The organism is Prevotella histicola (assembly GCF_055385135.1).
Genome location: NZ_AP043793.1, coordinates 1,229,308 through 1,242,863, shown reverse-complemented (window position 1 = coordinate 1,242,863; position 13,556 = coordinate 1,229,308). Strand labels below are relative to the sequence as shown.

The 13,556-nt window shown below is 42.9% G+C and carries 10 protein-coding genes and 1 tRNA gene; 6 read left to right on the top strand and 5 right to left on the bottom strand.

The annotated features are described in order from the left end of the window. Positions 1-174: 174 nt before the first annotated feature. Together ACZ48L_RS05175 and ACZ48L_RS05170 are read right to left on the bottom strand one after the other, a co-directional pair. A tRNA-Pro gene (locus ACZ48L_RS05175) sits at positions 175-247 on the bottom strand. Between the two features lie 73 nt (positions 248-320). Then, positions 321-1,640 (bottom strand): UDP-N-acetylmuramoyl-tripeptide--D-alanyl-D-alanine ligase, encoded by a 1,320-nt coding sequence (locus tag ACZ48L_RS05170; protein ID WP_025791765.1) that lies wholly within the window; start codon positions 1,638-1,640, stop codon positions 321-323. Positions 1,641-1,970: 330 nt separating this feature from the next. Here ACZ48L_RS05170 and ACZ48L_RS05165 point away from each other — a divergent pair, with 330 nt between their 5' ends. The 5 genes from ACZ48L_RS05165 to ACZ48L_RS05145 all read left to right on the top strand — a co-directional run bounded on the left by ACZ48L_RS05165 (position 1,971) and on the right by ACZ48L_RS05145 (position 10,022). Then, positions 1,971-5,198, top strand: a complete 3,228-nt coding sequence (locus ACZ48L_RS05165) for a SusC/RagA family TonB-linked outer membrane protein (RefSeq protein WP_025791766.1) — start codon at positions 1,971-1,973, stop codon at positions 5,196-5,198. Between the two features lie 42 nt (positions 5,199-5,240). Then, positions 5,241-6,896, top strand: coding sequence for a RagB/SusD family nutrient uptake outer membrane protein (locus tag ACZ48L_RS05160; protein ID WP_464721960.1), 1,656 nt, complete (start codon positions 5,241-5,243; stop codon positions 6,894-6,896). Between the two features lie 383 nt (positions 6,897-7,279). Continuing rightward, a complete protein-coding gene (gene folP / locus ACZ48L_RS05155; RefSeq protein WP_025791767.1) occupies positions 7,280-8,122 on the top strand; it encodes a dihydropteroate synthase in 843 nt (280 codons plus the stop codon). A gap of 98 nt (positions 8,123-8,220) precedes the next feature. Beyond that, the gene (gene cdaA, locus ACZ48L_RS05150; protein WP_025791768.1) at positions 8,221-8,994 is read left to right on the top strand and encodes a diadenylate cyclase CdaA; all 774 of its coding nucleotides are present in this window, start codon (positions 8,221-8,223) and stop codon (positions 8,992-8,994) included. A gap of 305 nt (positions 8,995-9,299) precedes the next feature. After that, positions 9,300-10,022, top strand: a complete 723-nt coding sequence (locus ACZ48L_RS05145; protein WP_025791769.1) for a Bax inhibitor-1/YccA family protein — start codon at positions 9,300-9,302, stop codon at positions 10,020-10,022. A 363-nt stretch (positions 10,023-10,385) separates the two neighbouring features. Here the strand turns inward: ACZ48L_RS05145 and radC are convergent, their stop codons facing one another. Together radC and ACZ48L_RS05135 are read right to left on the bottom strand one after the other, a co-directional pair. After that, on the bottom strand, positions 10,386-11,072 hold the full coding sequence (gene radC / locus ACZ48L_RS05140) for a RadC family protein (protein ID WP_314694233.1): 687 nt from the start codon (positions 11,070-11,072) through the stop codon (positions 10,386-10,388). A 122-nt stretch (positions 11,073-11,194) separates the two neighbouring features. Continuing rightward, positions 11,195-12,235: a glycosyltransferase family 2 protein gene (locus ACZ48L_RS05135; RefSeq protein WP_025791771.1), complete on the bottom strand. Its 1,041-nt coding sequence runs from the start codon at positions 12,233-12,235 to the stop codon at positions 11,195-11,197. A gap of 153 nt (positions 12,236-12,388) precedes the next feature. Between ACZ48L_RS05135 and ACZ48L_RS05130 the strand changes: the two genes are divergently transcribed. Continuing rightward, positions 12,389-12,736, top strand: a complete 348-nt coding sequence (locus ACZ48L_RS05130) for a hypothetical protein (protein WP_044113875.1) — start codon at positions 12,389-12,391, stop codon at positions 12,734-12,736. Positions 12,737-12,859: 123 nt separating this feature from the next. On the opposite strand, the gene efp is transcribed toward ACZ48L_RS05130, so the two are convergent. Further along, entirely contained in the window at positions 12,860-13,426 is a 567-nt protein-coding gene (gene efp / locus ACZ48L_RS05125) for an elongation factor P (protein ID WP_008824247.1), read from the bottom strand. Positions 13,427-13,556 lie beyond the last annotated feature (130 nt).

Genomic DNA, 13,556 nt, shown 5'->3' with positions numbered 1-13,556 from the left:
GCCCTTTTGCAATGTAAAAGGGCGTCTTTTACACCTCAAAAGGGCATCTTTTACCATGCAAAAGGTGCCCTTTTACATTGCAAAAGGGCGTCTTCTGAAATGCTAATGTGAAATTATCGGACAATACATGGAATAAGAAAAGGGGAGAAACCATGAAAGTTTCTCCCCTTTTTGTCGGGATGACCGGATTCGAACTGGCGACCCCTACGTCCCGAACGTAGTGCGCTACCAACTGCGCTACATCCCGATTGCCTCTTAGACGGGTGCAAAGATAGCTAATTTTTCGGAACTAACGTAAGGAAATTATCTTTTTTCTCGGCTTATAAAAGGTCGGGTAATTCGAAGAGACGGATGCCATTACTTCCTTTTATGAGGATGTAATGATTCTCTGGACGCTGTTGTCTGATGGCTTCCTTCACCTCTTCAACGTCATGAAATTTACGATAATCAGTGTTGGTTCTGCCGAATTCTTCTCCTACAAGCCATACGTTTGCTAATCCAACTGCCTTTAGCTGGTCAACAACCTTCTGATGTTCCTCTGCTGAAGCATCTCCCAGTTCACGCATGTCGCCCAATATTGCCATCTTATTGTCAACATCCATGACGTGGAAATTCTCTATCGCAGCAGCCATACTGGATGGGTTGGCATTGTACGCATCCACAATGAGTTTGTTATGTGCAGTCTCTGTCAACTGTGAACGGTTGTTATGTGGAACGTAATTTTCCAAAGCATGACAAATCTGTTGTGGTGTTACGCCGAAGTGCAGGCCAATGGTTATGGCTGCTAACATATTGTCGAGGTTGTAAGAACCAATGAGATGTGTCAGTACTTCATAGATAGTTGTTGCAGGTTGTTGTATGTTCAGGCGTGATTGCCATGTGAATTTCAGGAATGGAGCACAACTAATTACATGTCCTTCAACGTCAGCTGTGTCGTCTTGTCCGTATGTTATGACACGTTCAAACTCCCTTTGGGCAGCCATTTCGGTAAGGTCTGCATTGCTTTCGTTGAGGAAAAGTAATCCGTCATGTGCCTTCAGGAAGTCGTAGAGCTCACCTTTCGTACGCTTAACTCCTTCGAAACTGCCGAAACCTTGTAGGTGTGCACGTCCTACATTGGTGATAAGTCCACAAGTAGGCTCTACATATTTAACCAGTTTTTCTATGTCGCCAGGGTGAGAAGCACCCATTTCAATGACTGCAATCTCGTGTTCTGGGTGCAAAGCAAGCAGCGTTCGTGGTACACCAACGTCATTGTTATAGTTCGCTTCAGTATGATGTACATTGAACTTTTCAGCTAATACGGCAGAGATAAGCTCCTTACTTGTAGTCTTACCATTCGTACCTGTTATGCCAATGACTGGGATAGAGAACTGACGACGGTGCTCACGCGCGAGTTCCTTATATGTGATAAGGGCGTCATCAACGAGTATGAAGCGGTTGTCATCAGGCTTTGCGTATTCTTTTTCGTCAACGATAGCATAGCTGCAACCCTTCTCCAAAGCTGCTTCTGCAAACTTATTACCATCGAAGGATGCCCCTTTCAGTGCAACGAAGATGCTACCCTCCGGACAGTTTCGGCTGTCGGTGGTCACGATAGGGTGCTGTTGGTAAATCTTATAAATCTCTTGTATGTTCATGATCTGTACTTTATTCTTAAGTGCAAAGGTAACTTAAATGGCAGACAATGCAAAGTAATGGTACCCTTTTTTGTACTCTATGATATTCCACTTATTATATATAAGGTGGAGATATTAACTTTTTATATTAAAAAAGTGTGATATATTGTATCTTTTATGCAGGCAATTTAAGATACAAAGTGTTATTAACACACTAATAATAATTACAGTTTGAAAGAATAAAACGACATAAATTAAAAAATTAATTACTATTTAACTTGACTTGTTAAATAATTATTTATATCTTTGTAGCGGTTTTTATAGAGAATTTTACACTAATACTTTAAATTTATGGGAAAAAGACTTACGATGTTACTAGCGAACTTATTCCTTTTTATAGGGGTATGTTTTGCACAGACTCAAGTACGTGGTACGGTGACAAGTTCAGAAGATGGTGAGCCTATTGTGGGTGCATCAGTCCTCATTATTGGCACTAAGACGGGTACGGTATCTGATGTTGACGGTAATTTTACGTTGACCTTACCTGAGGGAAAAACACTGTTGGAAGTCTCTTATTTAGGTATGACACCTAAGAAAGTGAAGGCTTCACCGAACATGAAGGTTGTTCTTGACCCTGACCATCGTGCTTTGGATGAGGTGATGGTTGTTGCTTATGGTACTCAGAAGCGCTCTACTATCACGGGTTCTGCCGTAGAAGTGAAGGCTGAAGATATCAGTAAGCATGTTGCTTCCACAGCTACGAATGCCCTTGGAGGTAAGGTTGCAGGTGTTCAGATGGTTACTTCTTCTGGCGAACCGGGCAGTGCTCCGGAGCTTCGCATTCGTGGTATAGGCTCTTATGCAGCAAGTTCTGAACCGTTGTATGTTGTTGACGGCGCACCTTTCGATGGCGATATCGCAAGTTTGAATCCATCGGATATCGAGAGTATGTCCGTCTTGAAGGATGCAGCATCTGCTGCTATCTATGGTGCACGTGGTGCAAACGGTGTGGTCATCATTACTACTAAGAAATCACGCGGTGCGCATGGTGCTAAGATAACATTAGATGCCAAGTGGGGAAGTAACTCACGTGAGATACCTCGTTACGACCTAATCCTTGATCCAGCTACGTATTATGAAGCATTCTACAAGGCAATGTACAACTCGAAACTCTATCATGGCGCTTCAGATGCAGATGCTCGTGCCTTTGCAGATGCTAACCTCTTAGGAAATAAGAATGGCGGATTGGGCTATCAAGTATTCACGATTCCAACAGGAGAGAAGTTCATTGGAAATGATTTTAAATTGAATCCTAATGCTAAACTTGGCTATTCTGATGGCAAATACACCTACATGCCTGACAATTACTACGATGAAATCTTCCACAGTTCATTCCGTCAGGAGTACAATGTGAACATCAATGGTGCGACAGACAAGCTTAGTTACTATTCAAACCTTGGTTTCCTGGGTGATGGAGGTACTGTGAATAACTCTTCTTTCAAGCGTTATACAGCACGAACAAACGTGGATTATCAGGCAAAAGACTGGTTGCGGTTCGGTGTTAGTTTGTCTTATTCACACACAGACAGCTCAAGTCCATCCTTTAATGCTGATACGTACGGAAGCAGTGGTAACCTTTTCTATATCGCTAATCAGTTAGGTCCTATCTATCCTTTGTATGTTCGTGATGCCAATGGTAATATAATGAAAGATCATGGACGCACAGTTTATGATGCAAACCAAACAGGTTTTAAGCGTCCAGCCATCATTGGAAATGCAGTTCGTGATAATGAATACAACAGACAGAGTATTGCTACGGATCAATTCCAAGGAAACTGGGTAGCAACAGTTACTCCTATCGAGGGCTTGAACTTAGTTGCTAACTTGTCAGTATGGAACAGAAACAGGAATTATCATTACCTTGACAGTCGTTTTGGGTCTGCTTCAACAACAGATGGTGCCGTAGAAGTTGGTAACGACCGTTACTTCTCAACTAACCAGATATACACTGCTAACTATGATAAGACCTTTGGTAAGCATGCCATCAACCTCCTTGCAGGTTATGAACATTACTTCCTGAAGGTGTCAGACTTGTCTGGTTACAATGATCATCTGTATGATCCGACCATTGCTGAGCTCAATAACGCACTGGCACGTGCCAACCTTAAGGCAGGATCCAGCACGAATACCTTGGTACGTGATGGTTATTTTTTCCGTGGAGACTATAACTATGCTGATAAATACTTCGCAGAAGCATCTCTGCGTCACGATGGATCGTCTATCTTTGCACCCGGTCATAGATGGGGAACGTTCTGGTCTGTGTCTGTAGGATGGGCTATTAATAAGGAGAAATGGTTTACAGCTGATTGGGTAGACCTGCTGAAATTGAAACTCAGTTATGGTGAGCAAGGTAATGATGGATTGCTCGACAGGTCTGGATATCGCATGTATTATCCATATACGGATACCTATAAGACGAGCTACAATGAGGCAACTAAAGAGTTCACAAACCAGATTGCGTATAAGGGAAATGCTAATCTGACATGGGAAAAGTCGGGTGAATTGAACTTAGGTGTGGACTTCTCGCTCTTCAAACACCGCCTGAATGGAACATTAGAGGTGTTCAATAAGAAGACGACTGACCTCCTGTTCTGGAAGACATTACCGCTTTCTTCTGGTATTTCAGTGACCAGCTATCCTGCAAACATTGGTGCTATGAGCAACAAAGGATTTGAGTTAAGCCTGGATGGTGACGTGGTTCGGAGTAAAACTCTCACATGGAACGTGAACCTTAACATGACTTATTTCAAGAATAAGATAACTGAACTCGATCCAACCATTGCTAAAGATGGTTTGAAAGCAGGTTCTTCCATCATCCGAATTGGTGGCTCTCGCTATGAAGCTTACATGTATAAGTATGCTGGAACAGACAAGTCTAATGGTCATGCAACCTATTATAAGGATGTAATAGATGCTAATGGGAATGTTACAGGACAGACCACTACGACTGATCTTACGCAGGCTACTAGGTACGATTTGGGCGACATTAACCCTAAAGTTTATGGTGGATTTGGTACTACTTTGAATGCTTATGGCTTCGACTTCAGTATGCAATTCTCTTATCAATTGGGTGGAAAGGTCTATGATGGACAGTATCAGCAGTACATGCACTTGGGTCAAAGCACTGGTGTTGCCTTACATAAAGATGCTCTGGGGGCATGGAGTGCCGACAATACAAGCAGTAATATCCCTCGTTTGAGTACTGCAAAGGCTGATGATGGCTTTGCTGTTGGTTCACAGTCTGCAGTGGATTACTTCCTGACAAGCAGTGATTACCTTTCTTTGAACAATGTAACACTGGGCTATTCTTTCCCTAAACGTATCATCAATCACCTCGCTTTGAATAGTCTCCGCGTATATGTGGCAGGAGAAAACCTGTTCGTTGTCACAGCACGTAAGGGTCTCGATCCACGTACAACACTTGAAGTTGGTGGCTTCACATCAGGCTCAGCTTTGATAAGTGGCGGTGGTTATGCTGCCCTACGGTCTATTACTGCCGGTATCACTCTGACATTCTAATTGGTAATGATGGTAAAACGAAACAATATAAGACAATATAACATGAAACGATATAGCTTATCTTTATTAGTATTATGTGGTGCTTTGCTGGCTACATCATGCAATGACCTGAATGAACAGGAGCCTGCTGGAAACAAATTGTCAACCAATCAGATGCTGGCAACAAATGAAATGATTCCCGAACGGGCTGCTGCTACGTTCTCAGGTATGTTTAATTACTTAGGTACACCAGGTATATACGGTACAGCAAGGGCTGATGATTTCGGTGCAATATCGGCTGCTTTGTCATGTGATGCAGAGGGTGCCGACCTCATTTTAGGTGATAATGGATATAATTGGTTCTCTGCTGCCTGTACATTACAGTCACGTGACGTCCATTATGCCAACCCTTTGATGCGTTATACTATCCCATATCGGCAGATAGGTGTGGCTAATCAGATTATCAATTCTATAGATGAGAGCACTGCAACAGGTACTCCTTTGAACCAGTTAGCACAAGCTCATGCTATCCGTGCGTTCGACTATATGCAGCTAGCACCTTACTTTCAGTTCAGTTATGCGACGTCAGCAGACAAGCCATGTGTCCCTATCTTAACAGGAACAGAGGATTATTTCAATAATCCACGGGCTACAGTTAAGCAGGTTTATGAGTTGATTCTTAAGGATTTGGACTTTGCTATTGCACATTTACAGGGTTATACGCGTCCTTCCAAGCAGTATATCGACCTCAACGTAGCTTATGGCTTACGTGCTCGTGCCAATCTTTTGATGGGTAATTGGGCTGCTGCTGCAGCTGACGCAGACAAGGCTATGGATGGATATACACCTGCTTCGATAGCTGAAGTAAGTGTTCCTGCCTTTGATAATATTGCTGATCATAACTGGATATGGGGTGTAGATATTACAGAGGCACAGCTGAAATCGAATTCTAATGCTGGTTATCAGAATGCATCTTCATGGCTATCAGCCTTCTCTGGTGAGGCTTATGCTGCAGCAACGGGTAACGTTCCAGTCATCAACAAGCTCCTTTTTGATAAGATTCCATCTACTGATGTGCGCAAAGGATGGTGGTTAGATGCTAACAAGCACTCCACGAACTGGGCAAACATCACATGGACTGATCCTTCAAAGGGTACTTCTGCTACGGGGGATGCCATTGCCGACTTTGAGATTGAGAATGTTAAAACTCCATTTGATGCCTATACAAACATCAAGTTTGGTCAGCAATCAGGTATAGGAAATACGCTTAATAACAACGATTTCCCACTGATGCGTGTGGAGGAGATGATTCTTATTAAGGCAGAAGGTCTGGCAAAGAGTGGTCAGGAGGCTACAGCAAAGCAGGTATTGGAGGACTTTGTCCGCACTTATCGTGACCCTTCTTACACTGTTCCATCAACCCGTACGCTGGTAGATGAGATATGGTTCCAGCGCAGAGTTGAACTTTGGGGTGAAGGTTTCTTCACTATGGATGCCAAACGGTTGGGCAAGAACATTGTTCGTATCCATGCTGGAGAGTCCAGTAATTACCCTGATGCTTACCAATTCAATATCAAGTCGGATGATGGATGGTTGAATCTACGCTTCCCACAACGTGAGATGGATAACAACGAAGGGCTTAAAGGTAATGATAATACTGGTGGTGCACTGCCTGTATCAGGGCAGAATGGTGACCTCAGGGATGGGGTTACAGATTAATAGAGTTGTCCGGTTGCCAAACTGAACACCATAGATTCTCGCTCTGGGGGACTGTCTGTGTGAACAGATAGTCCCCTTTTTCTTGTCTTCATGTGTCTGGTTTGCATCCTTGAGAAAGCCTTTCACCATTTAAGAAGTAGGGATCTGTGTCTCTTTTTCCTATACTTTTTCAAAGCCTCATCATGATAAGACATGCATTTCATCATGGTGAAAAAAGTATGGAACAGATGTTAAAGCAACATGGAACATCAGTTTACTGGAAACGAAGTATATGTATAATACTTCCCATCTCTGCGTGTTCTCATTGTGAAGAATATCAATACTTTTCTTAAAAATAGGGTGTTTGTTTGCGAGTGTGATGGATTTACATTACCTTTGCGGATATGGAAAATATGACAAATTCGGCTGTATGTAAGCCGATTAGCTACACAATCAATGTGCGGGGACGCCTTGTTGACCTGGGACAACCAATGGTAATGGGTATCATGAACGTTACGCCTGATTCCTTTTTTGCCGATAGTAGAGTGCAGACAGAGGAGGCTATACGCAATCGTGCCAACCAGATTATTGCCGAAGGGGCAAAGATTATTGATGTTGGAGCTTGCTCTACACGCCCTGGAGGAGAGGTTGTCAGTGAGGAAGAGGAGATGCAACGCTTGGCATTTGCCTTGCCAATCATTCGTGAGGCACAACCTGATGCTATTATTTCCATTGATACTTTCCATGCTTCCATAGCCCGACGCACTGTGGAAGAGTTTGGAGCTGATATCATAAACGACGTTGAAGAAGGTAAAGATCCTGATATGTTCCGTACCGTTGCAGAGTTAGGTACACCTTATATATTAATGTCTGTTGCAGCAAACCTCCATGATATGCTCATCAACTTCTCACGCGAGGTGCAGGAATTGCGGGCTTTGGGACAGAAAGATATCATCCTTGACCCTGGCTTTGGCTTTGGTAAGGGTGCTGTAGAAGGTAACTATGAGCTGCTCAACGTGATGGAACGACTGCAAGTAATGGAGCTTCCTCTACTCGTTGGGATTAGCCGTAAGCGCATGATTCATCAGTTATTGGGCATTACGACAGCTGAAAGTCTGAATGGAACGACTGTGTTGAACACTATAGCCCTACTGAAAGGTGCCAACATTCTGCGCGTTCATGACGTGCGTGAAGCTGTTGAGGCTGTCAAGATTGTTGATGCTATGCGTCATAATACTGCGGAATAAAAAGTTTGAAGTGTAAGTTTTAACCCCATAAGAGTTCCTCTTTACGCATCTTGTTTCTTGCTTGATGGGAGAGAGGTGTGGGCAGAATAGCATTTAATATGTTTTTTGAGTTTGGACTAAAGGATATTATAGACATCGTACTAGTAGCACTAATGCTCTATTACGTCTACCGATTGATGAAGGAGTCGCGTTCGTTGAACGTCTTCATTGGCATCCTTGTGTTTGTCATCATGTGGCTCATTGTTAGTCAGGTGTTGGAGATGCGGCTCTTGGGAAGCATCATGGACAAACTGGTATCAGTGGGTGTGATAGGTCTGATAGTCCTCTTTCAGGAGGATATTCGCCACTTCCTCTACAGTCTCGGAGCACACCGGAAGGTGAACAACCTGGTGAAACTCTTTACGAAGTCCAATAAAGGAGAAGTTGATAAAGAGACAATTATGCCACTTGTCATGGCTTGTATGAGTATGAGTCGTGGTAAGGTGGGAGCTCTGATAGTCGTTGAACGTGGCGTAATATTGGATGATATTTGTGAGACGGGTGATATTATAGATGCTCGTATAGACCAGCGCCTGATTGAAAACATCTTCTTTAAGAACTCACCTTTGCATGATGGAGCAATGATTATATCCAAACAACGCATCAAAGCAGCGGGCTGTATCCTCCCCGTGAGCCATAAACAGGATATTCCGAAGGAGCTTGGACTGCGGCATCGTGCGGCAATGGGTATCTCACAAGACTCTGATGCATTGGCAATTATAGTGTCAGAAGAGACGGGACGTATCAGCGTTGCCCTTCATGGTGAGTTCCAGTTGCGACTCTCTGCAGAGCAATTGGAGAGTATTCTTACGAAGGAAATGCTGCTACAATAGCCTAATTGAAGATGTAATACGCCGTTGTTCAGTTTGGAGAAGATATCCTTCGTCATTTGTGGGGATGGTCAGCACCACTCGTGCGGATGCTTAACTCCACATGTGCGGATGGTCAGCTCCACATGTGCGGATGCTTAGCTCCACATGTGCGGATGACAAACAGAGAAGTGAACTCGTGCATCTCTCAAGGATATGGTACGTTATTTGTAGTGAATAAAGTATATTCGGAAGTTGCAATCTTGCGACAAACGATAGTTGATAAACCCAGTTAAAGACAATAGAAAGTACTAAAAAAAGAAAAGAATATGAATTACGACAATTTCTCAAAAGTAGCAAATAATCAGGAACGTGACCTGGAAATGTCACGTGCATTCCCTGCTTTGATGCGTAAAGTGTATACATGGATGGCAATGGCACTTGTCATTACAGGTGTAGTAGCTTATGGTGCAGGTAACTCACCAGCCGTTCTCCAACTCCTTTATACCAGCCGTGGTCCGTTGTTGATAGCTGGTTTGGCTGAACTTGGTATCGTTTGGTATGTTTCAGCACGCATCAATAAACTGTCACTTGTTGCTGCCACGATGTGGTTTATCGTGTTCTCAGCCCTTAATGGTCTGACATTAGGATGGATATTTGCTGTTTATCAGATTGCTTCCATCGCTAAGACATTCTTCATTACGGCTGGAACGTTTGGTGCAATGGCACTGGTTGGTGCGACAACAAAGAAGGACCTGACAAAGATGGGTGGTATTCTGCTGATGGCTTTGATAGGACTTATCATTGCTTCATTGGTAAATATCTTCTTAAAGAGCACAATGATGGACCTTATTGTCAGTGGTATTGGTGTCCTTATCTTTACTGGTCTTACTGCATGGGACGCACAAGCCATCAAGCGTAACCTGCTTATGGCACCTGATGCAGGAGAGGTTGCGCAGAAGATTGCCCTACTTGGATCATTAAGTCTTTATCTTGACTTCATCAATCTCTTCCTCTATCTTCTCCGTTTCTTTGGAAACAACAGAAACTAAGGTCGTAACGAGAGATTAGAAACATAAAGAGAGAATGCCCTCATCTGTCCACTTCCTTTAATGAAGTGAGCAGGTGAGGGCATCTTCTGTTCATACCTTTCCTTGTTTATCTGTGTGGTGTATTAGTCCTTTTGATTATACCTGATGATAATTTTGAGGGTGTTGCCGGTTGTTTAAGTAAGGTAAAAGACATGTGGGATAATGTTTTTGCAGACCGATAAGAATTACTATAGAGTTGTTATAGGATACAGAAGTCAGAGTGCTGAGACGGCTTTGTGAGATAGTAAAAAGGGCTAAAGACTTCCTATTTTCTGCTTGAATAACTGTGTAAGGATGGTGGATGGGAGGATGAATAGTTTCCTCTTAGAGCTTCCCTTCATCCCGATAGGAGAAGTAACCACCGTCAGTAAGAATGACATGGTCTGCCAAATAAATGCTCAAAAGGTTACACGCCTTCTGTATACGGGATGTGAGTGAGTCGTCCTCTCTGCTTGGTTGGGTATTTCCACTGGGATGATTGTGGCAGAAAACCAGTACTGTTGTATTTTTCATGAGTGCTTCTTTCATCATAAGACGGATGTCAACGGGTGCCATCGTTAGTCCTCCAACAGATATTCTCTTCGCTTCTATGAGCCGAAAGTTCTGCTTCATCATCAGCATCCAGCCTTCTTCAACGTCTAAATCCTGTATGGTGGTGCGCATATAGTTGTATATTCCCTCAGAAGAGTTAAGGATTGGCGACTCTTCTATAGCTGCTCTTTGTCGGCGTTTGCCTAGTTCGCAGGCAGCAAGGATGGTAATGGCTTTGGCAGGACCAATCCCTTTATATTGTTTCAGGTCGGATAATGAGAGTTTCCCCAGCGTGTTTAGATTGTTATTACACCCGTTGAGAATACGTTTCATAAGCCCGACAGCACTTTCTTTTGGTGTACCCGAGCCAATGAGAATAGCCAGTAATTCTGCGTCACTGAGGGCACTCGCCCCCAGTTTCTCGAGTTTTTCACGTGGGCGGTCAGCCTCAGCCCAATGGTTGATAGATAAGTTTTGCATCGTAAAAGAATGGGCCTCATCCCGTCTTCTATCTTCTATCGGTAGGGAATTTCAGCTCTATCGTTATGTCTTAGGATATTGATTATATACTGTGTGTGCGTTCAGACGGACGCAGTCTTGCGTTACTTATAGAATGTTTTGTTATAAGCACTGAACTCATCCTTGCCACATACACAACGTTTCCACCATGCATTAATGAATCCACAGCCGTAACCCGTGAGCTGGGTGAAGGCGGCACGAATGCTAAGAATGCCTATTTTCAGGCTGTTATTCTGCCGTGTTGAGTCAATGCAGATGACTGTGCTGTATAGCAATAGGGGTATCAGACCTGTCAGAAGGGTGCAACATCCGATGTTCTTTGTTGAAGGGATGCACAGGAAAATGATACCAAGTAGGATGAGTAAGAGCAGAAGTCCTGTTCCAACAGTAAATACCATTGGTAGCAAATGGACAAGTTTTAAGGAATCAGGGTACTTCTTGTAAAGATTAATACGTGCTATTCCCGAGTTATAAACCTGTCTCCAGAACTTACGGAAGTCGGTGCGTCGCTTGTGCCATACCCATGCTTTGGGGAATAATCTACAGCGTTTCCCAGCTTTGAAGATACGGATAGAGAAGTCGATATCTTCACCAAAACGCATCTTTGAGAAGCCTCCTAACTGCTGATAAACATCCCTCCGTATGCCCATATTAAATGATCGAGGATAGAATTTATCTAATTTCTTCTTTCCACCACGTATACCTCCGGTGGTAAAGAAAGATGTCATAGAATATGATATGGCTTTCTGGGTATCGGAAAACGAGTCATGTGCACAGTCAGGACCGCCGAAAGCATCAGCTGGTTCACGGTCTAATTCCTCGTCAATGGCTTGTAGATACCCTTTAGGAAGTACGACATCAGAGTCAAGTATTAGTAGATACTCACCCTCGGCACGCTCTGCTCCGTAGTTACGGCTCTGCCCTGGACCCGAATTCTCCTTATTATAGTAATGTAAGTTAAGGCGGTCAACATACTTGTCGCACACCTCTTTACATGGAATCTGTGAGCCATCCTCAACTATAATGACTTCAAAATCTTTCTTTTCCTGGTGAATCAGACTCTCTAAGAGCTCATCTACTTCATCAGGACGATTGAAAACGGGAACGATAATGCTATACTTCATATGCTGCAAAGATAGTGTTTTGTTTGTGAATGACAACGTTTTTAATTAATTATTACGGCTGAAAGAGGTATAATCTGCACTTTATTGGTAGATTTTTATTATCTTTGTGCCATTGTTTACATTTCGTATTATCTAATAGTTCAATGAAAACCTATGAGTAAAATTAAGAAGTCGTTGCCCTTAGCCATACGGGTTGACGTCATTGTTTGTTTGTTGATGGCAGTGTTACAAGATGATTTGTCGTTCGCAATACTTGCGAGTTTGTTTATTCTCTTGACCTCTCTTTGCATCTGGGAGATGTCCAAAGAGGATCCGGATAACCTGGTAAAGGCACTGTTAGGGTCTAATAAATACCTGATTTTTGACTGTTTTGTTTCTGTATTGATGATCTCTCTTGCTGTTTGTGGTCATCATTCAATGGTAGTAATCTCTGGTATTCTTTGGTTATTCTTTGCTATCAGTAGCATATACGCTTCTGATAAATTACTCAGTTCGGAGTAAGTTGAGACTGCATCAGCATTCATCCAAACACATAAAAAAGCCAGAATAAACTCTCAAAGAGTTCGTTCTGGCTTTTTTGTTATTGTTATTTGAAGTGTATATAAGACTTCTTTCTGCTGCTAATTAAGCATTTACACGACCTAAATAGCTACCGTCACGGGTGTCAATCTGGATAACTTCGCCTTCATTGATGAACAAAGGAACACGTACGACGGCACCAGTCTCAAGTGTAGCAGGCTTTGTTGCGTTGGTAGCAGTGTTACCCTTAACACCTGGTTCGCTGTGAGTAATGGTCAAAGTTGTCTTCACTGGCATCTCAGCAAGGAGGATAGTACCGTCTGAAGTATCAGTTACAACCTCAACAACGTCACCTTCTTTCATGTACTCAGAGCCTGTAATCTGATGCTTAGGGATAGGAATCTGCTCGAAAGTTTCCTGATTCATGAAGATAAAACCTGTTGAATCCTCATAAAGATATTGGTATGGACGACGCTCAACACGAACATCTTCAAGCTTGAAACCAACCTGGAAAGTGCGCTCAAGGACACGTCCGTCAGCTACGTTCTTCAGCTTTGTGATCATAACAGTGTTACCTTTACCTGGTTTACGGTGCTGGAAGTCGATGCAAGTCCAAATCTTACCATCAAGACGGATACATGTTCCAATCTTGATTTCCTGTGAATTAATCATAATTTCCTAATATATAATTTGTTACTTTATTTGCTGCTTGATAGCGAAAAGTGCGGTGCAAAGGTACTGAATTTATGGAAAAAACATAAATTATCATCGTAAAAATTATCGTTTCCTTGCTCAATTCAAA